We start from the raw sequence: 25,840 nt of genomic DNA, 5'->3' as shown, positions 1-25,840 counted from the left end.
TGCCGGGGTCAGAGCACAACGTCTCAGATGGACCGCCCATACAGCAGTTTGGGGGCTTTGGAAAGGCAGGAGTTCCGAGGAAGGGTAAGGGTATAAAGGGCGCATGCCCGATCCATCGAGGATCGGGCAGACGCGGCGATCCTACAGGATCGCGTGGGCCAGGATCATGACGATACCACAGCCCAGCGCATAGCCGGTGTCGACCGCAATGGCGAAGCCGTTTTTTTGCGCCCATGTCCCGACCGAGGCTGTCTGCGCCGCCACCGCAAGGATCGCAAGCAGGGCGACGCCCAGGCTATTGGTTGTCTCGGTCACCGCGATTACCGCAGCCAGCAGGATCAGGAACACGATCTGTGTGGCCATCGCGCCCAGTGGCGGGGTTTCGGGCGGCGTCGGGTCGATGCGGGTGCCTTCGGCCCAGCGTTTCTGAAAGCCCATAGGGCCGTAGACCAGCCAGCCCAACAAAAAGGCAGCGACCACCCCTGCACCGAGGGCCAGCCAGTTGATCATAGTGCCGTCTCCAGCGCCGCAAGGATAGCGGTCCAGCCGCCCTCGTGATTGTCCCGGCTTTCTTGCGAAGGAAAGCGGATGTGGTGCAGCCGCAGCTCGGTGCCCTTTTCGGTGGGTGTGAAATCCAGTGTGACCGTGGAATCGTCTTGGCTGTAGGGCGAATTCCAGGTGAATTGCAGACGGTTGGGGCGGTCGATGACCTTGTATTCGCCCTCATGCGGCAGATCGCCAGCCTCGGGCGCGCGCATGATGATTTTGAACCGGCCGCCGACCTTGGCGTCGGAATGCGCTTCGGGCACGGTCATGCCCGGTGCCGGCAGCATGAATTTTGCCAGCATCTCGGGGTTGAGCCAGGCATCAAACACCTTTTCGGGTGGATGTGGAATGGCGCGCGTTATTTCAAGTGACAGGTCCGTCATCTTCTGGGTCCTCCAAAGCAGTTTCCAAGGCGTCCAGCCGAAGCGCCCAAATCGAACGCAACCCGGCAAACCAAGAATCAACGGCTGATAAAGGAGCCATCTGAACCTCGATCAGATGTTCGCGCCATTCGGTCCGGCGCTGCACCAGCTCGGCGTTTTCCAGCACCTTGATGTGCTTGGAGACCGAGTTGAGGCTCATATCGAATTGCCGCGCTATGTCCGTCACCCGCAATGGTCCCTGCTGCGCAAGCATCGTCAGAATAGCGCGGCGGGTCGGGTCGGACGCGGCCTTCAATATTGCATTGAGGTCATATCGACTCTCTCGTTCAACCATTTGGATGAATTACAACCTTATTCTGCTTCAGTCAACCATTTGGGTGAATAACATGTTGAAACCCTGATTGACCAGTCGCCAAATGCACCCTGTTGGATAAGGGTTTGGCCCTGATCGGTACCGATGTGGCCGATTGCAGTCTGAATCAGGTAAACTTTGGGGAGGACTTGTGTGGCTAACGATGTTGGTGGAGCCACTGATTACGGGTGAGATCTGACCGTATTGACCCCGTCTCCAGCTTAAAGAAAAAGATCCATTCTATTATGATCGTGCAGAAAGCGGTTTTCATATATCCGGGATCAAAGCGGGTCTGGGCCTATTGCAACGAATCTTCTTTGCTACGCGGTTGGGGAGTCCCCAATTCTTCTTCTTTCAGTATGCCGCGGAGGATTGCGGCAGTTTCCACCTCGGACATTCTTTTTACGATGCCATCTGTGCCAGAGACCATTGTTGACTTTTTTTCTGATTTAGGAGCTTGGGAAAGGTTAGCTGCAAAAACGCGGTTCAAAACTGATTTTAGAGGCATTGTTAAACTCCAGTAAAATAGTCGTCAGACTCTGTCGCTGCGGGCCAGTCCGAACCACGAGGGTGGGAGGGCTCAAAGACCGATTGCCGTGAGTGTGTACCCGCAGCGACAGGCGGCATTTAGGAACCGACCGATCCTGTGCAAAGGGGGAAGATAATGGCCTTTCGCGTCTTTTTTTGACTCTCTGATAAAAAACACGACGTTGCTTACGTTTACGTCAACTTTCTAAACCAGCGCTGAGATTCTGCGACGCTACGTCACAATTTGACACCTGTTCATCACGGGCAAATTCAACTGTCCTGAAGGCAGAAAAGCGGCCGTCTTTAGGGGCGATTCTATCGTGCAAGCAGGCGGTACCGTGGCTCCCAATAAAAACGGGCGCGCCCATTGCGGGCGCGCCTTGAAAAGGGAGGACTATGAAAAACCTAACGCTCGAAAAAAAATAAGCGCCTACTCACTACAGTTCCTAGACTGCAGCGATTTGAGCAGCTTGTCGGTGAAGTGGATCACACGGCGCGAAAAAAGTTTCCATCGTCCGAGATGTTGTCGTGATCTGTCATCGAGAATGCAGCAAAAGGCTTTGCTTCAAGGTCGGAGAGAACCCCAAAACCAAATACGCCCGCCGAATGGCGAGCGTATCATGATCTATTGGCTTTTCAGCGCCTGTATCAAAAACAGCAGCGCGCGCTTAGCGGCGGATGCCCAGCTTTTTGATCAGGTCCTGGTACCGTGCTTCTTCTTTGCCCTTCAGATAGTCCAGCAGCTTACGGCGCTGGGCAACCATCTTCAGAAGACCACGGCGACCGTGGTTATCTTTCTTGTGGGTCTTGAAGTGCTCGGTCAGGGTGGTGATGCGCGAGGTCAGGATGGCAACCTGGACTTCTGGCGAACCGGTGTCGCCGTCCTTGGTTGCGAATTCTTTCATGACGCGATCTTTTTCAGCGGCAGTAATCGACATCGGGGTCTCCTTTGAAAAGGTTAGGGTTGATGGCACAGGCCGGGATGTCGTCCAGCGCAGGCCCATGGAGAAAACCGCATCGATTCCGACACGGATGCGCGCGTATAGGCGCATTTGCGGTCAATGGCAAAGGGATTCTGGAAATTCAGCCCAGCGCGCTGAGCTGCGCCAGATCGCCTGAGGATATCAGTTGGATGTCATCGGCGCTGACACCGTCTGCCCCGATCAGCTGCACCACGTTCTGCCCGTCGACAATTACATGGGTCAGGTTCTCGTCTTCGGTGTCTGTCTTGATCTGAATGTCCGGGTTTTCTTGACCTTCCCATGAGATCAGCAGCTTGTCTTGACCGGGCTGAAAATCCATGACGGTGACGGCGTCATCATCCGCTTCGGGCGAAACCACGATGTCATCGTCACCTTCGCCCCCGGTTACGATATCACCGCCTTCGGCAAGGATCGTATCATCCCCGGCGCCACCGTTCAGGAAATCCAGCGCGTTGGTGTCCTCTCCATCCTGACCGTCCAGAATATCGTCGCCATCACCGCCGAACAGCACGTCCTCGCCTTCGCCACCGCTCAACCGGTCATCACCATAGCCGCCATGCAGCGCATCATCGCCCTGACCACCGGTCAGAATGTCGTCGTCCTGCCCGCCATACAGCTCATCCGCGCCGATCCCGCCGTCCAGGTGATCCGCGCCGTAATGCCCATAAAGGACATCATCCCCCTCATCGCCGGAAATCTGATCGTCGCCCGCTTCGCCGTGAATGACATCCTGGCCAGTGCCGCCAAAGATCGTATCAGCGCCTCCTCCCCCATGCAGGGTGTCATCGCCTTCGCCACCATAAATCGTGTCATCCCCCGCATATCCATTGATCTGATCGTCGCCGTCCTGGCCGGTCAGGATGTCCAGATCCTCGGTACCCGCGATGATCATGTCGCCCTCGATTTCGGATATGATCGTCCCGGTCGAAATCTCGGGCGCTTCGGGTTCCTCGACATTCTCACCGACGTCAAGGAATTCGCCGGTTTCGACCGCAGGAGGCTGGTCGTCGACGACATCGTCCTCACCGGGATCTTCATCTATGTCAAAGACATCGCCGATGGCATAGGCGGCCCCGCCGACAGCTGCCAGACTCAGCAATCCGATCAGAAACATGACAACCTCCTTGAACGCATTGCTTCGAGGGTGAAATGTCTCATGCAATCAGGGCTTTGGTCAAAGCCTAGCTGAGCTTGTGGTTAACCCTTTGTCACCAGGGTTCGGGGTTTTGCGTGTAAGCGATATAGAGCGGATGCTTGGGGTGGCCGTCCTTGGTAAGCCCAAGGTGGTACATCGGCTGACCGGTGCCGCGCAGCAGGGTTTCGACGGCGGTGCCTCGATCCAAATGCGCGCCATGGGTGCCCCAGGCAGCGATGACCTGATCGGCCCAGTCCACGCCATTCAGAATGGCCATGTCATTCTCAGGCCCCACCGGATCGGCAGCGGCCCGCATCTTGCGTGGATCAGTATCGCGCCATGCAAAGATATTAGTGACCTGAAACGCGCCGAACCCCAGCGCGCGCGCCCGGCGTTCGCAGCGTTCAACCGTGGGATCGTTCTGCACCTCGGTCGCGGTGGACGGATTCAGCATCACAAACAGCGCTTTGCGCCCGGCCGGATCCCAGATGCGCGTCAGGCTATAGCGGTATCTCTCGCAATCTGAATAAACAGCGGTCGAGGGCGCGTCGCCCTTGGTATGTGTGCGCGTGATCATGGGTTTCGACTAGCACGCAGATTACGTGACGAACACCCGGCTGGGATGCAATTCGCCGGATTTATAGATGCCGACCGCCACCGCCTGACCATCCAGCGAGGCCCAAGCCTCATCCCCGTATTCCACATCGGACGCCAGAACCATACCAGGGTTGCCGTTACGCAGACGGGTCGCACCTTCGGGGGTGCATTTCAGTTCGGGCAGGTCCGATAGGCCAGTTTCCAGCGGGTGCAGGAAATCATCCAGCGCGTTGGTTTTGGCCATCTCGTCGATCTGTTCAATGCTCAGCCCGTCTTTGGTCTCGAATGGGCCGGACCAGATACGGCGCAGCTCGCGGACATGGCCGTAGCACCCCAGCGCGGCCCCCAGATCGCGGGCGATCGATCGGACATAACCACCCTTGCCGCAGGTCATTTCCAGCATGACGTGGTCGGCATCTGGGCGATCAACCAGAACCAGTTCCTCGACCCACAGAGGGCGCGCAGCCAGTTCCACATCCTCGCCATCGCGGGCCAGCTTATAGGCACGCTGCCCGTCGATCTTCACCGCCGAGAATTTCGGCGGGACTTGCATGATTTCACCGATAAAGGGCGCGAGGGACTCTTTGATGTCATCATCCGAAGGGCGCGCATCGCTGCTTGCGATTACCTCGCCCTCGGCGTCATCGGTATTCGTGGCCTGACCCAGTCGCACGGTGAAGGTATAGGCCTTGAGTGCGTCGGTGATATAGGGAACGGTTTTGGTCGCCTCACCCAAAGCCACGGCCAGAACGCCGGTGGCCTCGGGGTCCAGCGTGCCCGCATGGCCCGCCTTCTTTGCGTCCATTGCCCAGCGCACCTTGTTGACCACGGCGGTCGAGGTCATGCCCGCGGGCTTGTCCACCACCAGCCAACCGGAAATGTCGCGACCCTTGCGTTTGCGTCCCATTGTGCACCTTGTTCTATGCCGAGGCGCGCGAGTTAGCGGATCGGTCTGGCCCTGTCAATTTCAGGGCGTGTCTTCAACCACACCGACAATCGGCCCCAGCGAGAACCCGACATCGGATCGGCTGTTCGCCCGGTCATACATGCGAGAGATATTGCCGTCGAAGAACAGCGCATTCGGCGTTTCCAGCACATCGCGGAACAGGCTGCCGAATTGATGGAAGGTCACGTAATCCTCGGAAATGGCAAACACAGCGCGGTTGCCATCATCGCTGGTACCCACACCATTGCGAACATAAACCGACGTCGAATCGGACAGGAATCGTGGGTGCAGTTCCCCGTCGATCACCAGCATCGGGCCGGATTGGCTGGCAAACCGGCAATCCGGGGCTTGATCTATAAAGTCCAGCGTCTCGAACACGTCGGCGCGGCCCTCGCGGATGCAGAACACCCCGTTGGGCAGAAGGCCGAAATTTCCGGGGCCGGGGTTCGGGATTACACGCATCTGCTCCTGCCCGTCTTCGACATAATGGCCAACGGGAGAGCGGTCGTCGTGATACATGCCTGCGTTCATCGCAAAGGCCAGACGCTTGCCACCAGGTTCCAGCACCTCATTCACCGCCGAGAAATGCCCTAGCAGGTCGCCATTCTCGTCGTTGAGGAACAAGCGCATGTCCTCATTCGCTGCATCCACCTCGCAGACAGTGTAGCGTTTGTCACTATGCGTGACCTTTTCGCATGTCACTGCCCCGGCTTGCGCCGTCCACAGGAAAGCGCCCAAAGTGACAAATGCCCGGATCACTCGTCGAGATCGCGGCGCACCGCGTCCTGATCGAACATGCGGCGGGTGTCATCCAAACGGTCGAATGTGTCATCCAGCCGGAATCGCAGATCGGGGGAGAATTTCAGCCCGACCTTTTTACCAACCATGCGCCGCAGCTCGTGCTTGTTGCGGGCCAGCAATTCGATCACATCCTCCTGCCCTTTGCCGCCCAGGGGCAGCACAAAGGCGGTGGCGATCTTCAGATCGGGCGAGGTGCGCACCTCACCCACAGTGATTGACATGCGATTCAGGTCGGGATCGTGGACATCTCCGCGCGCCAGAACCTCGGACAGGGTGCGGCGGATCAGTTCGCCGACACGCAGCTGTCGTTGGGACGGGCCGGGGCCATCGTGGAATTTGTTCTTAGCCATATCCCCGATCTAAGCGCAAAGCGGGGCTTTGCCAAGCGGGTGCGAACCGGGTAGGAGGCTTTGAGCCAATCAATGCAAAGGGACCAGCACAATGACCCATATTCCGGGGATCGTCATCACAGGGGCTTCGGGCCGTATGGGGCAGATGCTGATCAAGACCGTGACCGACAGCGATCAGGCGCGTCTGGTCGGCGTGGTCGAGCGCGCGGGACATGACTGGGTTGGTCAGGATGTGGGTGTGGCCATGGGCGGTGCCGCGCTGGGCGTCACCGTGACCGATGATCCGCTGGAGGCCTTTGCCCAGGCGCAGGCCGTGATTGATTTCACCGCACCCGAGGCGACGCTGGAATTCGCCGCGTTGGCGGCGCAGGCGCGCTGTGTGCATGTGATCGGCACTACCGGGATGAGTGACGAGCAGATTGCCGCTCTGGAGCCGGCCTCACGTCATGCGGTGATCGTGCGGGCGGGAAATATGAGCCTGGGTGTGAACCTGCTGGTACAGCTGACCAAAAAGGTCGCTGCCGCGTTGGATGAAGATTTCGATATTGAGGTGATCGAAGGGCATCACCACCACAAGGTCGATGCGCCCTCGGGCACCGCGCTGATGCTGGGCGAGGCTGCTGCGGAAGGGCGTGGTGTAGATCTGGCTGAGGTGTCCGATCGGGGCCGCGATGGTATGACCGGCGCGCGCAAACGGGGCGATATCGGGTTCCATGCCATTCGCGGCGGCGACATCGTGGGTGAGCATGACGTGCTATTCGCGGCACCGGGCGAACGCATCGTGCTGCGCCACCTGGCCACTGACCGCGCCATTTTCGCGCGCGGCGCCCTGAAAGCCGCACTTTGGGGGCAGGGTAAAGCGCCTGGCCAATATGACATGGTGGACGTTCTGGGGCTTTGACACCGCCCGGGAGCCGACAGACCGACTACAACTCTCGGATATTATCTGCGCGCAAAGGGCAGGCGAGATAGACGCCGAATTCTTTGCCGATATCCGCACTGACCCGCGCGTGAACCTTGCCCTGCCGATCCAGAAAACGCTGATTGTCCTCGACCGGGAATATCCCCTCGTGCCAGATGCCAGGATGGATATACAGCCCGCGTGACCCATCACACCAGAAGGCCACCACCTTTTCCAGTGTCAGATTGTCGCCCGGCAATGCGGCAGGGATGATGAAAGGCTTGTTGTCGATCGGCCAGAACATCTGTCCGCCATCGGGGTGATAGTTCATGTGCCAAAGCAGAACCTGATCGCGCGGAGCAGTTTGCCGGTTGGCGTTGGCCTGTTGCGGATCAGTGGACCAGCCGAGGACATAGTGACCGTTGACCGCTTCGTTCTCGCCGTAAAGGACGTCCCCTTTCCACTCACCATGAAATGTGCCTTCGACCCAACCGGCTTCATCGCCGGTGCCTTCGTCGATGGGCCGCCAGCCTTGCTGTGGCCAACGGACGATTTCAATTTCGAATTCTTCGGGGTCGTCGACCAGACAGCCATAGCCCTTGACCGACTTGTCTGTAGCACGGATCAAGGGGACCTCGTGCCAAGGCAGGGAGGGTTTGGTGTTGGCCTCAAAAATGTATTCTGGGGCGTTCATGTGAGCTCCTGATATTTTTCGACCATTCGCTGTACCATCGGCGCAAAATGGTTGAAATCGGGGGTTTCCATGTCTGCACGTTTACCTGCTTCGTCCAGATAACGCACCTGAATGATCTCTTTCAGGTTCGGGTTCTGCTCGAATTCGGCAACTTCTCTGGCACTCATCGGCCCGCCTTGCAGTTCCAGTGTATGAACCGAAGCCGTGGACAGGCGGTTGAAATATTCGGGCTTGGTAGCGCAAAGATACCGTTTGGCCGCCACGTGATAGCGGCAGCAATCGGTGATAACAGACGGAAAGAACTGTTCCAGCACCTCGGCGCCTGCATCTTCGTGATGGCGGTCTTCGGTGTCGTCGGGGTGGTACGTGCCGAATTCGGATGTGAAATGACCGATATCGTGCAGCAATGCCCCTACGATGATCTCTTCGGGCATGCCGTTCTGTTCGGCAATGGTCGCGCCCTGCAGCATGTGTTCTGCCATGGTGACGGGTTCGCCCAGATATTCCTCGCCTCCGCGGCGGTCAAAGATATCCCCGATGAAGGCCACGATATTGTCGGGGGTCAGGGTCGAGAAATCAGGTTTCATTCCGCCGCCTCCAGTGTCGCCAGTTCCATCGCCGCCAGCGTTGACAGTAAGCCGTCCTTGTCGGCATAGCAGCCTTGCAACCACCGCGACCCGGCGCCGGAATAGCCCAGACGCGCGTGCAGGACGCGGGTGTTGTCAACGATGAAGCTTTCGCCCGGCTCCAGCTTGAACGACACGCCCATGGCCGGATCGTCGATTATCTCACCCAACTGGCGATAGGCGGCGTAATAGGCCTCCATCAGATCGAAGGGGATGTCCACAAACGGAGCCGACGAGCGGTTGTTAAAGCGGATACCGATCAACTCGCCGTCGGGCGATAGCTCAATCATTGGGCGGCGCGACCGCAGGCAGACCCCGTCCGAGCCCTTGTATTCGAACCGCGCCGGGAAACCTGCCAGCAGGGCAAATCCATCGGGGTCCTGATCGCGCAGTTTTTCCGCCGCCCGGAACCCGTCCACAACAATGGAATCGCCACCCTCGGCGCTGTTCTCCAGGCAGTACAGGATCTGCAATGTCGGTACCGGGTCGCGATAGGGGTTGTCCGTGTGCGCCTGAAGGCCAAGCCCTGTAAAGGCCAGGTTGGTCGGGTTCACCTCGGTTCGAACCTCGAAATAGGGGCCATAGTTGGTCTGACGGACGTATCCGAACAGATCGGCCACCTTCAACAGGGATTCCGGTTCGGTCGGGCCACTGGTCAGTTTGGCAAACCCGTATTCGGCAACCATTGCCAGCCAGCCGCGCTTGGCTGCGGGTTTGGCGTGGACGTCGCTCCAGTCGGCGCTGGGCGCGTCGAGCCCTTGCTCCCAGGTGGTGATCCCGGGCGCGGTGCGGCCAAAGGTGCGGCTGTCCTCTCGGTCATAGCTATGCGCAGCCAGCCAATCAGCGGGGAAAGTGACAGTCTTGTTTTCGGGTTGAAATGTGACGGTGAGGTCGCCGTTGGCCACTGAGACAGCGCTGACCATGGTATCGGCGGGGATATCGCCAATGGTGATCAGGCGCTGTCCGTTGCCCGGTGCCCGTGTGTCAGGATCAAGCGCGTTGTCGCGTAGCCAGATGGCGTGAAAGCGGGCACTTGGGCCCGTATCGAATTCCACGGTGACGATTGACGGAGTATGGGTGGCAGAGCGCAGCATGGGGTTTCTCCTGTTCGCGGGGGCTTTGCTTGAGGATATACGCCCCCTGTGGCATTACGACAATTAATCCTTGTTGCTGCTGAGGCCTGGAAAAACTTATGGATAAAAAGAAGATCGGCTTGCCCCCGCTGGACTGGTTGCGCGTATTCGAAGCGGCGGGGCGGTTGGGTGGATTCTCGGCAGCGGCGCGCGAGTTCGGTCTAACGCAGGCTGCCGTCAGTCAGCGCATCGGCAACCTTGAGGCCTGGTTGGGCCGCACGCTGTTTGTGCGCGAGGCGCGCGGTGTATCGCTGACCGTCGAGGGCGAAAGCTATCTACCGCTGGTTCAGGACAGCTTGCAGGCGCTCGAGCGCAATACCGAAGATCTTTTCGGCAAATCCCCGCGCGAATTGCGGGTGGCTGGCCTGTCTTCCCATATTAAGGCCCTCGTCATACCCGCTCTTGCACGTTTTCACGACCTGCGCCCCAAAGTGCGGGTGCTGACAGATTCCGTGGCGCGACGGTCTTCGCTGGATGAAGAGAGGACTTGGCTTCAAATCCGCTATGGGCGTGGGGCGTGGCCCGGGCGAGATGCCGAACTGATTGCCGCCGAAGTGCTGGTGCCGATGGCAGCGCCGGGTGTGGATTGGTCCGCGCCCTTGATTGATCTGCGCGGTGAAAGGCCCGGCTGGCGTGATTGGGCGAAAAACACCACTCAGACCGACCTGCCAACCTCGAAAATGAGCTTCGATTCGATGGAACATGCGATTTCGGCGGCTCGGCAGGGTTTGGGCGTTGTGTTGGGATCCATGCCCTTGGCGCAATCGGACTTGCGAGCGGGGCGGTTGCGTCGAATGGATTTGCCCGAATTGAACGCTAAAGATGGCTATTGGCTGACCTGGCCCGAAGAGCGTGCGAAATCCAATAAGCAACGGGCGCTCATCGCGGATTTTCTGCAGGCCCTGCGCGGGGATTGATCAGAAATCTATCGCGATGCCTTTCTTTTCCCAATCGCCATAACGTGCAGGATCGGGGCCGTCGCGTCCGCCCAGCTCTTTGGGTCGCGCTTTTGCGTCGGCTTCGGCCTTGCGGCGGCGGTCCTCCGCCTCAGCCAGCGCGCGTTGTGCGGCAGGCGGCAGGTCTTTGGGCTCGTCACTCATGACATCGGGTTCCTTTCAGTGCATTGGCTTGATATACGCCCCCGTCCGCCCTTGGCAATGCGGACGAGGGTCACATCAAAGGCGATTCAATGTCCGATAACGCAACGGCCGCGCGACGCAGCGCAATCTACCTTCTGGATCAGATCTTGGGTGACGGGCGGCTGATGTCAGAATGCCTGGCTGCAGGTGCGTTGGAGCGATTGGCACCAGAAGACCGGGCGCGGGCACAGCGGCTGGCGTTGCAAACGCTGCGTGGGCTCGAACGCGCCGACCGTCTGTTGGACAATCACCTGAACCGCACTCCCGCCCTGACCGTGCATAATGCCCTGCGTCTGGGAGCGGTTGAGCTGTGCCATGGCGAGGCAGCGCATGGCGTCGTAAATTCCATGGTTGAGATTGTCGGTCGCTCGCGCAAGCATGGGCGGCTCAAGGGGTTGGTGAACGCGGTTCTGCGCAAGGTGGCGGCGGAAGGGCCAGAGGCTTGGCCGAAAATGCGCGTGCCGCGCCTACCCGAGTGGCTGCGCGATCCATTGATCATGGCCTGGGGTGCCGAGGCCGTGACCGGCATGGAGCTGGCGCATTTCGAGGGCGCGCCGCTGGATCTTTCGGTCAAGCCCGGGGCAACAGCGCCGGGTGAGATGCTTCCGACCGGTTCGATGCGGGTTCGGGATGCGGGGCAGGTGTCCGCTCTGCCGGGATATGATCGCGGTGACTGGTGGGTTCAGGATGCCGCCGCCGCACTGCCTGTCCGAGTTCTGGCGCCTAAGGCCGGAGAGAAAATTCTGGACCTTTGCGCTGCGCCCGGTGGCAAGTCGTTGCAACTGGCGGCTGCGGGGGCCGATGTGACTGCGCTGGATATCTCGGAATCGCGTCTGGAACGAGTGCGCGAGAACCTGACGCGGACGGGCCTGATGGCTACGGTCATCGCGGCTGACGCGCTGGAACACCAGGGTCAGTATGACGCCATCCTGCTGGATGCGCCCTGTTCCGCCACCGGCACGATCCGCCGCCATCCTGATCTGCCCTTTGCCAAGGACGGGTCGGAATTCGGCGCGCTGATCGAGCTGCAAACGCAGATGCTTGCCCATGCCTGGACCCTTCTGAAACCGGGCGGGCGGTTGGTGTACTGCACCTGCTCGTTACTGCCCGATGAGGGCGAGGTTCAGGTTGAAGAGGCGCTACAGATGTATCCTGATATGCAAGCGGACCGGGTCGCTTTGCAGGTCGCGGGGGTCGAAGCCGGCTGGATCACCGAAGAGGGCGGTTTGCGTCTGCGGCCTGACTATTGGCCGGGGACAGGCGGCATGGACGGCTTCTATATCGCCTGCCTGACGAAATCGACCTGAAGGCACGCTTTTCGATGACTTGACGATTGCTCCGGTCTATCGTTGGGTCTCAGGCGCCAGCAGAGCGCAAGGGGCAGAGTAACGAGCGTCATGTCAAATTCGGACACCATGGCAAACCGATGGTCACGGTTTCAGAACCGGCTTTATGCGCGGCTCAGTCAGCGGCGCAAAGCCGTTACCGGATTTGTGGGCGATCCGGAACCACGCACGGTTGGATCATTTGCGCGCGGGCGTCAGTTGGTGGCTGGGAACCTGCTGTTCTCGGGCTATCTGGTAGAGGCGCAGGATACAGGCTTATGGGATGTCACTGCGCCCAGCACCGGATTCGACGATGAACGCCACGGTTTTGCCTGGCTGGATGATCTGGCGGCTGTTGGCGACATCCGGGCGCGCGAAAAGGCGCAACGCTGGGTCTGGGGCTGGATCGAAGCACATGGGCGCGGGCACGGGCCCGGTTGGGCACCTGATCTGACTGGCCGGCGAGTGATGCGTTGGATCAATCACGCGATCTTTTTGCTGCGCGGTGTGGATGAGCAACAAAGCAAGGTCTTTTTCAGTTCGCTATCTCAGCAGGCCTGGTTCCTGTCGAAACGCTGGCATGCTGCGACGCCTGGCCTGCCCCGGTTCGAGGCGCTAGCCGGTCTGGTGCAAGCCGGTTTGGCTTTGGAAGGGCTTGAGCAGATGGCAGAGCCCGCCCTGCGCGCTCTGGCGCGGGAATGTGACAGTCAGATAGATCAAAAAGGTGGTATCTCCACGCGCAACCCCGAGGAGCTGCTGGAAGTCTTCACGCTGCTCGCGTGGACATCGGCAGCACTTAGCGATTTGGGGCGGGGTACACCTGGGGCGCAGGCGAATGCGATTAAACGGATGGCCCCGACCATGCGTAATCTGCGTCATTCGGATGGTGCACTGGCCCGTTTCCACGGGGGCGGGCGCGGGATCGAGGGTCGTCTGGATCAGGCTCTGGCGCAAAGCGGCGTCAGACCGCAAAGCGAGAACGGCCTGTCCATGGGATTTGCCCGTCTCTATGCGGCACGGACCAGTGTGATAATTGACGCCAGTTCGCCGCCCAAAGGGGATGCGTCATATAACGCACATGCGTCGACCTTGGCATTCGAGCTGACCTCGGGCCGCCGACCTCTGATTGTGAATTGTGGGTCTGGGGAAACCTTTGGGTTGGAATGGCGTCGGGCCGGGCGCGCCACGCCGTCGCATTCGACACTTTGTCTTGACGGCTTTTCAAGTGCGCGTCTGACCTCAGCTGTTCCTGGTACGGAACGTGAAGGGCTGGTGGACGCGCCAAAGGATGTTCCGGTCGAGTTCGAAGACGCGTTCGAGGGAACCCGGTTTATGGCCGGGCATGATGGCTATACCAAAGTGTTCGGCCTGACCCATGCCCGAACGTTCGAGCTGCGCTTTGACGGGCGGGAGCTGACCGGCGAAGATATTCTGCTTACCACAAGTGACAGGGCCAAGCGGCAATTTGACAAGGCGCTGGATGCGTCGAGCCTGACTGGTATCGGCTTTGACATACGGTTCCATCTGCATCCGGACGTGGATGCGGCGATAGATTTGGGCGGTGCGGCGGTGTCCATGGCGCTCAAAAGCGGTGAGATTTGGGTGTTCCGCCATGATGGTGTGGGGAAATTGTCAATCGAGCCAAGTGTTTATCTTGAAAAGGGCCGTTTGAAGCCACGCGCGACAAAACAGATCGTTCTATCTGGCCGCGCAATGGAGTATGCGACGCGCATCCGGTGGACGTTGAGCAAGGCGCAGGATACAGCCTTTGCCGTGCGCGACTTGCACCGGGACGAGCCCGAGTTTGACTGACGCCAAAAGGACCTTTGGACCCATGACCGATCTTCACCCCGTGCGCCGCGCGTTGCTTTCCGTATCCGACAAGACCGGGCTGATCGAGCTGGGTAAGGCGCTGGCCGACCGCGGGGTCGAGTTGTTGTCGACCGGCGGCACAGCTAAAGCACTGCGCGATGCGGGGTTGGAGGTGAAGGATGTCAGCGAGATCACCGGTTTCCCGGAGATGATGGATGGCCGGGTCAAGACGCTGCACCCGATGGTGCATGGCGGCTTGCTGGCCTTGCGTGACAATGACACCCATGTCGCCGCGATGAACGAACACGGCATCGACGTGATCGACCTGCTGGTAGTGAACCTCTATCCGTTCGAGGCGACCGTGGCTAAAGGCGCTGGCTATGACGAATGTATCGAGAATATCGACATCGGCGGCCCGGCGATGATCCGCGCCGCCTCCAAGAACCACGCGTTTGTCAATGTCGTGGTCGATGTCGAGGATTACTCGTCGCTGTTGGATCAGCTGGACGAGAATTATGGCAAGACCTCATATGGTTTCCGTCAGTGGTTGGCCCAAAAGGCCTATGCCCGCACCGCTGCTTACGATACCGCCGTGTCGAACTGGATGGCCGATGCGCTGCAGCTTGAGGCCCCCAAGCGCCGCGCTTTTGCGGGCGAGTTGAAACAGACACTGCGCTATGGCGAGAACAGCCATCAGACCGCTGCATTTTATACCGACGGTACCAACCGACCCGGTGTGGCGACCGCCCTTCAGCATCAGGGCAAGGAACTGAGCTATAACAACATCAACGACACCGATGCGGCGTTTGAGCTTGTTGCGGAATTCGATCCCGTCAAGGGTGCGGCCTGTGCCATCATCAAACATGCCAACCCGTGTGGCGTTGCGACCGGCGGCACTCTGTTAGAGGCCTATAAGGCCGCGTTTGACTGTGACCGCACTTCGGCCTTTGGCGGGATCGTGGCGCTGAACCAGCCGCTGGACGCTGAAACCGCGCAGGAAATCACCGGCATCTTCACCGAGGTCGTGATCGCGCCGGGCGCATCGGATGAGGCCAAGGCGATCTTTGCCGCCAAGAAAAACCTGCGTCTGCTAACGACCGAAGGCCTGCCGGATGTGACCGCAGGTGGCAAAACCGTGCGTCAGGTCGCGGGCGGTCTGTTGGTGCAAGACAAGGATAACGGTTTCGTCGGCCTGGATGACCTGAAGGTTGTCACCAAGAAGGCCCCATCCGAGGAACAGATGCGCGACTTGCTGTTTGCCTGGAAAGTCGCCAAACACGTCAAATCCAACGCCATCGTCTATGTGAAGGACGGCGCGACCGTGGGTGTCGGCGCGGGTCAGATGAGCCGTGTGGATTCCGCCCTGATCGCGGCCAAAAAGGCCGAACGTATGGCCGATGTGCTGGGCTTGGCCCAACCGCTGACCATCGGCTCGGCGGTGGCGTCAGACGCGTTCTTCCCCTTCCCCGACGGTTTGATGGAGGCCGCAGAGGCAGGCGCCACTTGTGTGATCCAACCGGGCGGCTCGATGCGCGATGACGACGTGATCGCCGCCGCGGATGAGGCCGGTCTGGCCATGGTCTTTACCGGCATGCGGCATTTCCGTCACTGATGCGTGCCCGATTGCTCCTCTGGGCGGCGCTGACCGCGTTTCTGATCGACCAGATCAGCAAGTACCTGGTCGTTCATGTGATGCGCGTGGCCGAAGGGCCGATCAGCGTTCTGCCGCCCTTTCTGGTGTTCAGATATGGCGAGAATCGCGGCATCAATTTCGGCCTGTTTCAGGGCAATGGCGACGCCGCGCGCTGGGCTCTGATCGGAGTTTCACTGGTGATTTCAGTGGGCGTGCTGATTTGGTTGATGCGCACGGCCCCCTCAAAGCTCTTGTTGGTCTGTGGCGGCCTGCTGATCGGCGGTGCGCTTGGCAATGTGGTGGACCGCGTGTTGTACGGATATGTGCTGGATTTTCTGAACATGTCCTGCTGTGGTTTCGACAACCCCTATGTGTTCAATCTGGCCGATGTATTCATATTCGCAGGTGCGTTCGGGTTGGTGCTGTTTGATAGGAAAAAGCCCTCGTGACGCGGGTTTGGAAATACGATAAAAGCGCCTGAAACAGGCTGGAGACTTTCATGCGGTTGCCGCGTTCCATATTTGTTGTGACTATGAGTCTTGCGGTTGCGGGATGTTCGGATATCGGTCTGCGCCACCTCGAGCCGCCGGGCCCGGGCCCGGACGAGTTTGCGATTCTGCCGGTCAAACCTCTGACCCAGCCCGAGAACTACAACTCTTTGCCCGCACCGACACCGGGTGGCACCAACCTGACCGATGCCAATCCCACAGGGGATGCTATTGCCGCGCTGGGCGGGAATCCGGCTGCTTCGAATCCAAATACCGCTGTGCCTGCCTCTGATGGCGCGCTTGTCACGGCCTCCAGCCGATATGGCGTTCCGTCAAACACACGGCAGGTCGTCAACCAAGAAGATGCGGATTTCCGCAAGCGTCAGGGGCGCTGGACCCGTTTGCGGCTGTTCAACGTAGATCGATATTCGCAGGTTTACCGTCGCTGGGCTATCGACCCGAACAAGCAAACCCAGGCTGCGCGGAACGCTGGGATCGAAACGCCATCGGCGCCGCCGGTCAATGAATAATTCTTAACTTTCCGTCATCGGGGTTGAACCCGGGCGGCACCACCGTAGTTTGAACACCAGAAACGAAACGGAGGATGCCCCATGGTTCGGGCTCTGGCACTGTCGGCTGCTCTGATCGCCGCCACCCCGGTTTTTGCCGAAGATGGGCACGAGGCGGTCACCACCTTTACGCTGGATAACGGTATGGACGTTGTCGTGATCGAGGATCACCGCGCCCCAGTCGTGCAGCACATGGTCTGGTATCGCGCCGGATCGGCGGATGAGCCGGTTGGTTCGTCCGGTGTGGCGCATTTTCTGGAACACCTGTTGTTCAAGGCCACCGACACGCTGGAGGCGGGCGAGTTTTCTGCCACCGTCGCGGCCAATGGCGGCAATGACAACGCGTTCACCTCGTATGATTACACCGCCTATTTTCAGCGTGTTGCTGCCGACCGGCTTGAGCTGATGATGCGGATGGAGTCAGACAGGATGCGCAATATCCGCCTGTCCGATGATGACATCGCCACCGAGCGCGACGTGATCCTGGAAGAACGTAACCAGCGTACCGAAAACAACCCGCGCGCCCTGTTCGGTGAACAGGTCAGCGCGGCGCAATACCTCAACCACCGCTATGGTGTCCCCGTTATCGGTTGGAAACATGAGATGGAAACGCTGGACCTGGACGATGCACTGTCCTTCTATCAGATCCACTATTCGCCAAATAACGCCATCCTGGTGGTGACGGGCGATGTTGAGCCAGACGAGGTCAAATCCCTGGCCGAGCAATATTACGGGGTAATCCCGGCAAACCCGGACCTGCCCGAACGGGTGCGATCACAGGAGCCGCCACAAACCGCTGAACGCCGTCTGACCTTTAAGGATGCGCGCGTATCGCAGCCCTATGTTCAGCGCAGCTATCTAGCACCCGAACGGGACGCAGGTGCACAGGAAAAAGCCGCCGCCCTGTTCCTTCTGGCTGAATTACTGGGGGGCAGCACGACGTCGTACCTGAATGAAAAACTGCAGTTCGAGCAGCAAAAGGTCGTCTATACCGGTGCGTTCTACCGAGGCGTGTCGCTTGACGATACCACATTTGATCTGCTGGTTGTTCCGGCCGAAGGCGTGTCGCTGCAAGAGGCCGAGGATGCGATGGATCAGGCCGTGACCGATTTCATCGCCGAAGGTGTGAACGAAGAGGATCTGGATCGGATCAAAATGCAGCTGCGCGCCGCGCAGACCTATGCGCGTGACAATGTGGACGGGATCGGCAATCGCTATGGCCGTGCCCTGACCAGCGGGCTGACGGTCGAAGATGTACAGGCTTGGCCTGATGTCCTGCAGGCGGTGACCGGTGATCAGATCATCGCCGCCGCGCGCGAGGTGCTGCAGCCTGAAACCTCGGTCACGGGCTGGCTGATGCGAGACGATGAGGTAACGCAATGAAGCGGATATTTGTAACTCTGATTGCTTTGGTCATCGCAGTTCCTGCATGGGCCGAGATCGAGATTGAAGAGGTCACCTCGCCGGGTGGCATCACCGCATGGCTGGTCGAGGATCACTCGATCCCCTTCACCGCCCTGGAGCTGCGGTTCCGCGGTGGCACGTCGCTGGACGACCCGACAAAGCGCGGCGCGGTGTATCTGATGAGCGGCCTGATCGAAGAAGGCGCTGGCGAAATGGATGCCCGTACCTATGCGCGCGAGCTGGAATCTCTGGCCGCGTCGTTCGGGTATAGCGCCTCAGACGATTCAGTGTCGATCTCGGCACAGTTTCTGACCGAAAACAGGGATGAGGTGATTGACCTGTTGCGGACCACGATTCACGAACCGCGTTTCGATCAGGATGCAGTAGACCGTGTTCGCGCTCAGGTTCTGTCGGGTCTGCGGTCAGATCAGACCAGCCCCAGTGACATTGCCGGGCGCAGCTTTGCGGAAATGGCCTATGGCGATCATCCCTACGGCTCCGAAGGCAAGGGCACGATCGAGAGTGTCAGCGCCTTGACCCGCGATGATGTGGTCACGGCATATGAGAACGTGTTTACCAAGGATCGTCTGTATGTAGGCGCGGTCGGCGATATCACCCCAGAGGAACTGGGCGCGGTGCTGGACGAGCTCTTGCTTGATCTGCCGGATACCGGCAAACCGATCCCTAAGCGGGCCGATGTGACGATCACTGGCGGAGTGAGCGTGATCGAGTTCGATACGCCGCAATCGGTGGCTCTGTTCGGCCATGCCGGGATCGACCGCGACGACCCGGATTTCTTTTCCGCCTATCTGTTGAACCATATTCTTGGCGGCGGGGGTTTCGAAAGCCGCCTGATGCAGGAAGTGCGCGAAAAACGCGGTCTGACCTATGGCGTGGCGACCTATCTGGTGCCAAAGGATCTGGCCTCTGTGTATCTTGGGTCGGTGTCCTCGGCCAATGACCGTATCGCCGAAGCCGTTGATGTGATCCGCAACGAATGGGCGCGCGCCGCATCCGAAGGGGTCACTCAGAAGGAGTTGGACGACGCCAAGACCTATCTGACCGGTGCCTATCCGCTGCGCTTTGATGGCAACAGCCAGATCGCTGGGATCATGGTGGGTATGCAGATGGAGGATTTGCCTATCGACTATATCGCCACACGCAATGACAAGGTGAATGCAGTGACGCTTGAGGATGTGAACCGGGTGGCCTCCGAACTGCTGGACCCAGATGGTTTACACTTTACCATCGTTGGCAAACCCGAAGGTCTGGACGGCTGACCCTTAGGCCGCTGCAGGTCTTCTCTGGGCCTGCAGCGTGTGCTTGTTGCTGTTCAACAGCTTTTGCCGTGTATGTCGGAAATGCGCTGCTTTCAATGCATCGTCGATATGGCGGCTCCGCCGCAGCAAGCGCATCAGGCTGATATTGTCGAAGACCAGGCATTTGGTGGGTTCGGTGGCTATTACCGTGGCTGTGGCAGGCAGCCCAAGGCCAAAGGTCAGCTCTCCCAAAATCTCATCTTCTCCACATTGGTTGATGACCCGGCCGTTTTTCAGGATCGTGGTCCGCCCCTTTAAGACAAAGCCCAAAAAGTCGGTTGTCTTGCCTTCTTCGATCAGGATGTCACCGTTTTCATAGGTCTTGACGGCGGCGGTGTTCAACAGTTTCCGGGCTTGGTGGGGTTTCAGCGATTCAAGGTGCAGGGCAATGAACTGACGTTCGTCATCTGAAAACCGAAGCAGATGCCGGGACAGAAACCCGCGCAGCAGGCCCAGGATCGAGATCGAGATATAGGCCAGCTGAATGATCGAGCCCGCGAGGTTGAATTCTTCCGACATGCTGAACAGAACACATCCGGCTGCGGCGATCACAAGCAGGGGGTAGAGGCTGCCGTTGCCCCGGATGATCCCCATCTGCAGCAGAAAGTAGCTGGTGATGTAGAGGCCCGCGCCAAAGACGCCGATCATCGTGGCGACCTGTACCAGTTCAGGAAACTCGTATGGAAAACTCAGCATGGACCGATCCAACCTTGTTAAGACTGGGTCCAAGCTGAGGGATAGTGGCGGCGCTGTATATGAACAATGTCACATGTTAATCATCGTTATGTTCATTCAATGATCACTCTATGCAGCAGCGCGCCATCTGTACCCGAACAAACTGTTTGCACCCTGGGTTTTCCAGGGCTGGGGCCCTACTCGCCGTAGGGCACCCAGATGTTTTTAACCTCGGTCGCAGCCTGCAGGAAGCGGCGAGTCTGATCCTCGTGCCAGTCGGTTGCCATGGCGTTATTAACCCAACTCCGTTTCAGGTTCCCGGCCGAAGCCCGCTCGATCTCGGCCGACAGATCGGTAGACGAGAATGACCAGATCGCATCCACATTCAGATGCGAAGCCAGCGGCTTCGCCAGTTCCGTGTGGCTGCCAGTCAGGATGTTGACCACGCCAGCGGGCACGTCCGAGGTTTCGAGGATTTGGTAGAAATCCGTCGCCGCCAGCGGGTAAGGCTCGCTTGCCGCAAGAACCACCCGGTTGCCCATCGCAACCGCAGGCGCCATGGCCGAGACCAGACCCAGCAGCGGCGCCTCGTCAGCACAGAGCGCGCCGATCACGCCGACAGGTTCTTTCATGGCAATGGCCACGCCCCGGATCGGAACGCCGTGCACCTGGCCGTCATACTTGTCGGCCCAGGCAGCGGCGGTGAACAGGCGCTGGATCGCGGCTTCGACCTCTTTCGCACCGTCTTTCCTTCCGGTCATGGCATCAAGGCGCGCAGCGAATTCACCCGCGCGGGCCGAGAGGTTTTCGCCGATGTAATACAGGATCTGTGCCCGCAGATGGCCGGTGGTCTTGGACCAACCCTTGGCCCCCGCTGCGGCCTCGACCGCGTTGCGGACGTCTTTGCGGTTGGCCAGACCCACATGGCCCAGCAGTCCAGACTTGCCCCAGACGGGTTTCGAATATCCGCTGTCAGGACGGGCCTGTTTGCCGCCTACATACATTTTAGCAGTACGGTCAATCGGATCGACCGGGGCACCTTCGCCCATCGCGGCCTCGGCCTTGGCCAATGGTTTGCCTTTGCCTTTGGGCTTGGTGTAAGCGGTCAGACCTTCCCAGCCACCTTCGCGGCCAAAGCCGCTTTCGCGCACACCGCCGAACCCGGCTGCGGCATCGAACAGATTGGTGGCATTCACCCAGACAACGCCCGCGACCAGCTTCGGTGCGATATCCAGTGCAAGGTTCACGTTCTCGGTCCATACCGTCGCCGCCAGCCCGTAACGGGTGTTGTTGGCCAGCTCAACCGCCTCTTCCGGAGTACGGAAGGTCGAGGACACCAGCACCGGACCGAAAATTTCCTCCTGCATCAGTTGATCGGAGGTTTCGAGGCCCGAGATCAGCGTTGGCGGGTAGAAACAGCCATTTTCGGGCAGCGCGCCAGCCGCCTGATAAACGTGACCCGCGGTGTTGCTGTCGACCATGCTCTTGATGGTCTGCAACTGGACCGGGTCGACCACAGCACCCACGTCGATGCATTTGTCCAATGGATCACCGATGCGCAGAGTGTCCATTCGGGCGCGCAGTTTCTCGTGGAACCGATCGGCGATGCCTTCCTGAACCAACAGACGCGAACCCGCGCAACAAACCTGACCCTGATTGAACCAGATCGCGTCGACCAGCCCTTCGATGGCGGAATCGATATCGGCGTCGTCAAAGACGATATAGGCGGACTTGCCGCCCAACTCCAAAGTCAGCGCCTTACCCGAACCGGCGGTCGCCTCACGGATGCGCCGCCCCACTGCGGTTGAGCCGGTAAAGGCGATCTTGTCCACGTCCGAGGCCACGATCATCTCACCCACCGCGCCATCGCCCGTGACGATGTTGACCACACCCTTGGGCAGCCCGGCCTGTGAGCAGATATCGGCAAACAGCAGCGCGGTCAGAGAGGTATATTCGGCAGGTTTCAGAACGACCGTGTTACCCATGGCCAGCGCCGGAGCAATCTTCCAAGCCAGCATCAGCAGCGGGAAGTTCCAAGGAACGATTTGTCCACACACTCCCAGCGCTTCAGCGTTGGGTAGTTCGCTTTCCATCAACTGCGCCATGCCGGCGTGGTAGTAAAAGTGACGCTGTACCAGAGGGATGTCGATGTCGCGCGATTCACGGATCGGCTTGCCGTTATCCAAGCTTTCCAGCACTGCAAACAGGCGCGAGTGCTTCTGCAGCAGGCGCGCGATGGAATAGAGGTAGCGCGCACGACCCGCACCGCCCATCTTCTCCCATTTTGGCTGCGCCTTGCGGGCGGCGGATACGGCGGCGTCGACATCGGCTTGCTTGGCCTGGGTCAGCTTGGCCAAAACCTCTCCGGTCGCCGGGTTGCGGCTGTCGAACCCCTTGCCCGGTTTGGTGAAGGCCCCGTCGATATAGTGACCAAATTTGTCACCCTGATCGACCAGCCAGGCCAGCGCTTCGGCTGAGCTTTCGGGGGCAGGGCCGTAATCCATGGTCTCGAAAATCTCTTTGACTGTCATTGTTTTCGTCCTCAGCCCATCGAGTGCCTGTAACCGGCGGAATAAGCACCCGTTACGAAATGTTCTAGCTGCCGTTCGATATCGCCCAACAGCGACGACGCGCCAAAGCGAAACAGGTCCGGCTCCAGCCAACGGTCGCCCAGCTCATCCTTGATCAGCGACAGGTAAACTAGTGCGTCCTTGGCTTTGGAAATCCCGCCTGCGGGTTTATATCCGACACGATACCCGGTGCGGTCATAGTAATCGCGGATCGCCCGGATCATCACCAGCGACACGGGCAGCGTGGCGTTGACGCTTTCCTTACCGGTCGAAGTCTTGATGAAATCCGCCCCCGCCATCATGCAGACCAGCGAGGCGCGCGCCACGTTGCGTAGGCTGCCCAGTTCGCCGGTTGCAAGGATGGCTTTGACATGCGCGTCGCCACAAGCCACGCGGAACGCTTTCATCTCGTCATACAAGGCCTGCCAGTCGCCCGACAGCACATGACGCCGAGAGATTACGATGTCGATTTCCTCGGCTCCGGCTTTGACGCTTTCTTCGATCTCGGCCACGCGCAGGTGGAACGGGGACAAGCCTGCAGGGAATCCGGTCGATACGGCGGCCACCGGAATCCCGGTGCCCTTCAGCGCATCCACAGCGGTTTCGATCATGTCGTGATAGACACAGACCGCGCCGGTGGTGATCGGTGGCATGTCCAACGTCTGAAGTGTTGCAGAAGCCACGGGTTGCCGCGCTTTGGCGCACAGGCGCCGGACACGGCCGACGGTATCGTCTCCCGATAGGGTGGTCAGGTCGATCAGGGTGATCGCCTTGAGCAGCCACGCCGCCTGGTAGTCCTTTTTCACCGAGCGCCGACCCGGCAGGGTGGCTGCGCGGCGCTCAACGGCCGAGGTGTTGACCTGTACGGCCCGCACCCAATCCAGATCAAGCTCCATTCCAGGGTTCCGGGGCTCGGTCACTTGCGGCAGATGCGCGGTGCGCACGGGGCTTTCTGAGCTCTGCGTTTCCATTTTCACATCCTTTGGGAGGTTTGTATCAAATTCGCACGGGTAAGATGCAAATGGAAGGCCATCCGGCATTGGAAGGGTAAATTTTTTGACCAAATGGACAAAATAGGCGTTTTCTTGCGAATAATTCTCAATAGCATTGACTTAGTTGCGAGCGGTTCTCATATTCATCTTAGCAAGATACCATTTCCGGGGTCTGATATGATTCGTCGTAGTTTCCTTGCAGCGCTGGCATTCGCCGCTGTATTCCCATTCTCGGCCTGGGCCGATGCGCCGCTGAAAGTGGTGGCCACGACCGGTATGATTGCCGATGCCGCCCGTCAGGTCGGAGGTGATCAGGTCGAGGTGAAGGGCCTTATGGGCCCCGGCGTCGACCCGCATGCCTATCGTCAGACCCGCAGTGATATCGTCGCTATGACCAGGTCCGATCTGATCCTGTGGCATGGTCTGTATCTTGAGGCGCAGATGGAAGAGTTCTTCCATGACCTAGGGCGTAAACGCATGGTCGTTGCGGTAGCCGAAGGCGTTGATAAGTCAAAGCTGCACGCGCATGACAATTATGCTGACAAATACGATCCCCATCTTTGGATGAGCCCGGCCCTGTGGCGCGATGTCGTGGTCGAGGTGCAAAAAGCCCTGACACAAGCGCGCCCCGAGGCCGCGGACACCTTTGCGGCAAACGCAGAGGCCTTTCTTGCACAGATCGCGGAACTGGAGACTTATGGCAAGCAAGTGCTTGCAGCGGTCCCGGAAAACAACCGTGTTCTGGTGACGGCACATGATGCCTTTGGGTATTTCGGTGCTGAATACGGGTACGATGTGCTTGGAATTCAGGGTATTTCAACCCAATCCGAGGCGGGACTGAACCGGATTAGCGAATTGGTCGATACGCTGGTTGACCGGCAACTGACGGCAGTTTTCGTGGAAAGCTCGGTCTCGGATCGGTCGATGCGTGCGCTGATCGAGGGCGCAGCGGCCAGGGGACATCAGGTCGAAGTCGGTGGACAGCTTTATTCGGACGCGATGGGCGAGCCCGGCACCTATGAGGGTACCTACATCGGGATGCTGGATCACAATATCACAGTAATCGCAGGCGCTCTGGGGGCTGATATTCCCAAAACTGGCATGAGCGGCAATCTGTCGGCGGGGTTTTAAGAGATGCTGGAACTGGCGGCACATCAGGGCATCCCCCTTCCGGAAAACGACATTGGAAAAAGCCCGCTGGCCATTCGTGGCCTGACCGTCTCGTACGGGCAGAAGCCGGCAGTTTTCTCGGTTGATATGACCGTGCAACCGGGTGCCATGACAGCGATCATCGGGCCAAACGGTGCTGGTAAATCGACCCTGTTGAAGGCTGCGTTGGGGATTGTGTCACCCCTGTCCGGGCAGGTGACAGTGTATGGTGATCGGCTGGACCGGCAGCGGTCCCGGATTGCATATGTACCGCAACGGGCCAGCGTGGACTGGGACTTCCCGACGCGCGTGATTGACGTGGTTCTGATGGGCTTGTCGCGCGAGCTGGGGCTGTTGGGACGGGTGCGCGCCCGGCATAAGGCGCGGGCGATGGATTGTCTGCACCGTGTAGGGATGCGTGACTTTGCCGACCGGCAGATCGGCCAGTTATCAGGCGGCCAGCAGCAGAGGGTCTTTCTGGCGCGCGCCTTGGCGCAGGCCGCCGATCTGTATCTGCTGGACGAACCTTTTGCCGGGGTTGATGCGGCAACGGAAAAGGCCATCATTTCGGTCCTGAAATCCCTGAAAGAGGCGGGCAAGACCGTGGTTGCGGTGCATCATGACCTGGCGACCGTCACCGACTATTTCGACCATGTTTTCCTGATCAACACGCGCAAAGTCGCCGAGGGGCCCGTGGCCGAGGCTTTTACGGCCAAGACATTGCAATCTGCCTATGGCGGCCGTCTGGCTACGGCGCAGATCGACCAGATCTCACGCGCGCTGGGGTGAG

28 protein-coding genes are annotated in these 25,840 nt (G+C 59.4%); 11 read left to right on the top strand and 17 right to left on the bottom strand.

All coding sequences use genetic code 11. From position 1 onward, the window contains the following. Positions 1–141: 141 nt before the first annotated feature. The 10 genes from AC2FIM_RS18880 to rbfA all read right to left on the bottom strand — a co-directional run bounded on the left by AC2FIM_RS18880 (position 142) and on the right by rbfA (position 6,621). On the bottom strand, positions 142–510 hold the full coding sequence (locus AC2FIM_RS18880) for a DUF1761 family protein (protein WP_496679100.1): 369 nt from the start codon (positions 508–510) through the stop codon (positions 142–144). Then, positions 507–929, bottom strand: a complete 423-nt coding sequence (locus tag AC2FIM_RS18875; RefSeq protein ID WP_281973782.1) for an SRPBCC family protein — start codon at positions 927–929, stop codon at positions 507–509. The genes AC2FIM_RS18880 and AC2FIM_RS18875 overlap by 4 nt, the downstream gene beginning before the upstream one ends. Next, complete coding sequence (locus tag AC2FIM_RS18870; RefSeq protein ID WP_142640011.1) at positions 910–1,263, bottom strand: ArsR/SmtB family transcription factor; 354 nt, start codon at positions 1,261–1,263, stop codon at positions 910–912. Before AC2FIM_RS18870 ends, AC2FIM_RS18875 begins: the two co-directional genes overlap by 20 nt. Positions 1,264–1,579: 316 nt before the next feature. Next, on the bottom strand, positions 1,580–1,789 hold the full coding sequence (locus AC2FIM_RS18865) for a hypothetical protein (protein ID WP_281973781.1): 210 nt from the start codon (positions 1,787–1,789) through the stop codon (positions 1,580–1,582). A gap of 688 nt (positions 1,790–2,477) precedes the next feature. Continuing rightward, positions 2,478–2,747 carry a 30S ribosomal protein S15 gene (gene rpsO, locus AC2FIM_RS18860; protein WP_142640015.1) on the bottom strand — a complete coding sequence of 90 codons (270 nt, stop codon included), beginning with the start codon at positions 2,745–2,747 and terminating at the stop codon, positions 2,478–2,480. Between the two features lie 145 nt (positions 2,748–2,892). Beyond that, positions 2,893–3,906, bottom strand: coding sequence for a calcium-binding protein (locus tag AC2FIM_RS18855; RefSeq protein ID WP_281973780.1), 1,014 nt, complete (start codon positions 3,904–3,906; stop codon positions 2,893–2,895). A gap of 94 nt (positions 3,907–4,000) precedes the next feature. Next, complete coding sequence (locus AC2FIM_RS18850) at positions 4,001–4,504, bottom strand: DUF1643 domain-containing protein (protein WP_271952111.1); 504 nt, start codon at positions 4,502–4,504, stop codon at positions 4,001–4,003. Positions 4,505–4,525: 21 nt separating this feature from the next. Further along, complete coding sequence (gene truB / locus AC2FIM_RS18845; RefSeq protein ID WP_271952114.1) at positions 4,526–5,431, bottom strand: tRNA pseudouridine(55) synthase TruB; 906 nt, start codon at positions 5,429–5,431, stop codon at positions 4,526–4,528. A gap of 60 nt (positions 5,432–5,491) precedes the next feature. Beyond that, entirely contained in the window at positions 5,492–6,229 is a 738-nt protein-coding gene (locus AC2FIM_RS18840) for a phosphodiester glycosidase family protein (protein ID WP_496732230.1), read from the bottom strand. Then, entirely contained in the window at positions 6,226–6,621 is a 396-nt protein-coding gene (gene rbfA / locus AC2FIM_RS18835; protein ID WP_142640024.1) for a 30S ribosome-binding factor RbfA, read from the bottom strand. Before rbfA ends, AC2FIM_RS18840 begins: the two co-directional genes overlap by 4 nt. 91 nt (positions 6,622–6,712) lie before the next feature. Here rbfA and dapB point away from each other — a divergent pair, with 91 nt between their 5' ends. After that, entirely contained in the window at positions 6,713–7,522 is an 810-nt protein-coding gene (gene dapB, locus AC2FIM_RS18830; protein ID WP_271952118.1) for a 4-hydroxy-tetrahydrodipicolinate reductase, read from the top strand. A gap of 25 nt (positions 7,523–7,547) precedes the next feature. Here dapB and AC2FIM_RS18825 read toward each other — a convergent pair whose 3' ends face one another. Genes AC2FIM_RS18825 through tmpA form a run of 3 tightly spaced genes read right to left on the bottom strand, consistent with a single transcriptional unit; the run spans position 7,548 to position 9,936 of the window. Continuing rightward, positions 7,548–8,216 carry an ureidoglycolate lyase gene (locus AC2FIM_RS18825; protein ID WP_271952120.1) on the bottom strand — a complete coding sequence of 223 codons (669 nt, stop codon included), beginning with the start codon at positions 8,214–8,216 and terminating at the stop codon, positions 7,548–7,550. Continuing rightward, complete coding sequence (gene tmpB / locus AC2FIM_RS18820) at positions 8,213–8,803, bottom strand: (R)-1-hydroxy-2-trimethylaminoethylphosphonate oxygenase (protein ID WP_142640030.1); 591 nt, start codon at positions 8,801–8,803, stop codon at positions 8,213–8,215. Before tmpB ends, AC2FIM_RS18825 begins: the two co-directional genes overlap by 4 nt. Further along, complete coding sequence (gene tmpA, locus AC2FIM_RS18815) at positions 8,800–9,936, bottom strand: 2-trimethylaminoethylphosphonate dioxygenase (RefSeq protein ID WP_496732221.1); 1,137 nt, start codon at positions 9,934–9,936, stop codon at positions 8,800–8,802. The genes tmpB and tmpA overlap by 4 nt, the downstream gene beginning before the upstream one ends. Positions 9,937–10,034: 98 nt before the next feature. Here tmpA and AC2FIM_RS18810 point away from each other — a divergent pair, with 98 nt between their 5' ends. Continuing rightward, the gene (locus tag AC2FIM_RS18810) at positions 10,035–10,892 is read left to right on the top strand and encodes a LysR family transcriptional regulator (protein ID WP_496679122.1); all 858 of its coding nucleotides are present in this window, start codon (positions 10,035–10,037) and stop codon (positions 10,890–10,892) included. Here AC2FIM_RS18810 and AC2FIM_RS18805 read toward each other — a convergent pair whose 3' ends face one another. After that, positions 10,893–11,075 carry a DUF1674 domain-containing protein gene (locus tag AC2FIM_RS18805; protein ID WP_142640036.1) on the bottom strand — a complete coding sequence of 61 codons (183 nt, stop codon included), beginning with the start codon at positions 11,073–11,075 and terminating at the stop codon, positions 10,893–10,895. A gap of 89 nt (positions 11,076–11,164) precedes the next feature. Here AC2FIM_RS18805 and AC2FIM_RS18800 point away from each other — a divergent pair, with 89 nt between their 5' ends. The 7 genes from AC2FIM_RS18800 to AC2FIM_RS18770 all read left to right on the top strand — a co-directional run bounded on the left by AC2FIM_RS18800 (position 11,165) and on the right by AC2FIM_RS18770 (position 19,625). Beyond that, positions 11,165–12,421, top strand: a complete 1,257-nt coding sequence (locus AC2FIM_RS18800) for an RsmB/NOP family class I SAM-dependent RNA methyltransferase (RefSeq protein ID WP_496679127.1) — start codon at positions 11,165–11,167, stop codon at positions 12,419–12,421. Positions 12,422–12,511: 90 nt separating this feature from the next. Then, a complete protein-coding gene (locus AC2FIM_RS18795) occupies positions 12,512–14,251 on the top strand; it encodes a heparinase II/III family protein (RefSeq protein WP_496679131.1) in 1,740 nt (579 codons plus the stop codon). Between the two features lie 22 nt (positions 14,252–14,273). Beyond that, the gene (gene purH / locus AC2FIM_RS18790; protein WP_271952132.1) at positions 14,274–15,863 is read left to right on the top strand and encodes a bifunctional phosphoribosylaminoimidazolecarboxamide formyltransferase/IMP cyclohydrolase; all 1,590 of its coding nucleotides are present in this window, start codon (positions 14,274–14,276) and stop codon (positions 15,861–15,863) included. After that, on the top strand, positions 15,863–16,333 hold the full coding sequence (lspA, locus tag AC2FIM_RS18785; RefSeq protein ID WP_496679135.1) for a signal peptidase II: 471 nt from the start codon (positions 15,863–15,865) through the stop codon (positions 16,331–16,333). Before purH ends, lspA begins: the two co-directional genes overlap by 1 nt. Before the next feature lie 50 nt (positions 16,334–16,383). After that, a complete protein-coding gene (locus AC2FIM_RS18780) occupies positions 16,384–16,902 on the top strand; it encodes a DUF3035 domain-containing protein (RefSeq protein WP_271952136.1) in 519 nt (172 codons plus the stop codon). Between the two features lie 81 nt (positions 16,903–16,983). Next, the gene (locus AC2FIM_RS18775) at positions 16,984–18,324 is read left to right on the top strand and encodes a M16 family metallopeptidase (RefSeq protein WP_142640049.1); all 1,341 of its coding nucleotides are present in this window, start codon (positions 16,984–16,986) and stop codon (positions 18,322–18,324) included. Continuing rightward, positions 18,321–19,625, top strand: a complete 1,305-nt coding sequence (locus AC2FIM_RS18770; protein WP_271952138.1) for a M16 family metallopeptidase — start codon at positions 18,321–18,323, stop codon at positions 19,623–19,625. Before AC2FIM_RS18775 ends, AC2FIM_RS18770 begins: the two co-directional genes overlap by 4 nt. A gap of 3 nt (positions 19,626–19,628) precedes the next feature. On the opposite strand, the gene AC2FIM_RS18765 is transcribed toward AC2FIM_RS18770, so the two are convergent. The 3 genes from AC2FIM_RS18765 to deoC form a co-directional block, all read right to left on the bottom strand. After that, positions 19,629–20,360 carry a Crp/Fnr family transcriptional regulator gene (locus AC2FIM_RS18765; protein WP_281996041.1) on the bottom strand — a complete coding sequence of 244 codons (732 nt, stop codon included), beginning with the start codon at positions 20,358–20,360 and terminating at the stop codon, positions 19,629–19,631. A 176-nt stretch (positions 20,361–20,536) separates the two neighbouring features. Further along, complete coding sequence (locus AC2FIM_RS18760; protein ID WP_496708335.1) at positions 20,537–22,870, bottom strand: aldehyde dehydrogenase family protein; 2,334 nt, start codon at positions 22,868–22,870, stop codon at positions 20,537–20,539. A gap of 11 nt (positions 22,871–22,881) precedes the next feature. After that, complete coding sequence (deoC, locus tag AC2FIM_RS18755; protein ID WP_271952143.1) at positions 22,882–23,880, bottom strand: deoxyribose-phosphate aldolase; 999 nt, start codon at positions 23,878–23,880, stop codon at positions 22,882–22,884. A 198-nt stretch (positions 23,881–24,078) separates the two neighbouring features. Between deoC and AC2FIM_RS18750 the strand changes: the two genes are divergently transcribed. Continuing rightward, positions 24,079–25,032, top strand: a complete 954-nt coding sequence (locus AC2FIM_RS18750; RefSeq protein WP_271952144.1) for a metal ABC transporter solute-binding protein, Zn/Mn family — start codon at positions 24,079–24,081, stop codon at positions 25,030–25,032. A 3-nt stretch (positions 25,033–25,035) separates the two neighbouring features. After that, positions 25,036–25,839, top strand: coding sequence for a metal ABC transporter ATP-binding protein (locus tag AC2FIM_RS18745; protein WP_281996044.1), 804 nt, complete (start codon positions 25,036–25,038; stop codon positions 25,837–25,839). The last annotated feature ends 1 nt before the right edge of the window (position 25,840 follow it).

It is taken from the genome of Ruegeria sp. CDSC052, from assembly GCF_059610685.1.
Note: the sequence above shows the minus strand (reverse complement) of the source record. Positions and strands in the feature narration are given on the sequence as shown.